The organism is Citrobacter sp. MGH 55, from assembly GCF_016906145.1.
Classification (GTDB): Bacteria; Pseudomonadota; Gammaproteobacteria; order Enterobacterales; family Enterobacteriaceae; genus Citrobacter_A; species Citrobacter_A amalonaticus.
Window position 1 is genome coordinate 3,386,064 of sequence record NZ_CP070239.1, and the last position, 297, is coordinate 3,386,360.

General features: G+C 56.9%; 1 protein-coding gene. It reads right to left on the minus strand.

The features are described 5' to 3' along the window. Positions 1-8: 8 nt before the first annotated feature. Complete coding sequence (locus JTI98_RS13785) at positions 9-248, minus strand: DUF4222 domain-containing protein (protein ID WP_216081378.1); 240 nt, start codon at positions 246-248, stop codon at positions 9-11. Between the last annotated feature and the right edge of the window lie 49 nt (positions 249-297).

Sequence of the window (297 nt, forward strand, 5' to 3'; positions counted from 1 at the left end):
AGTTCTCCTTACGCCGCACGCTGGGCGCGCAGATTCTTCAGGTGTTCTGCTGTTTCGATTTCTTCGGCGATCCGCTCGGCCTGTGCTTCGGTCAGCGGCTCGAATTCATGCTGAAAGCGGCCCATGCTGGCAATGCAGGTGCGACCGTTGCGGATGTAGTGGATGACTTCGTGGGTAGCGCGGAGGATTTTGCACGGCGCGCCGTGTGGATCGGCGTACCAGGTATTAGGCTGGATTATCCTGAACATTGGGCACCACCTTAAATTCGATTACCCAGACCCATGGGTTGGCTTTCCA

What these genes read in the sequence shown, in the direction of transcription:
- JTI98_RS13785 (WP_216081378.1), bottom strand. Translation starts at nt 248, where the DNA reads ATGTTCAGGATAATCCAGCCTAATACCTGGTACGCCGATCCACACGGC.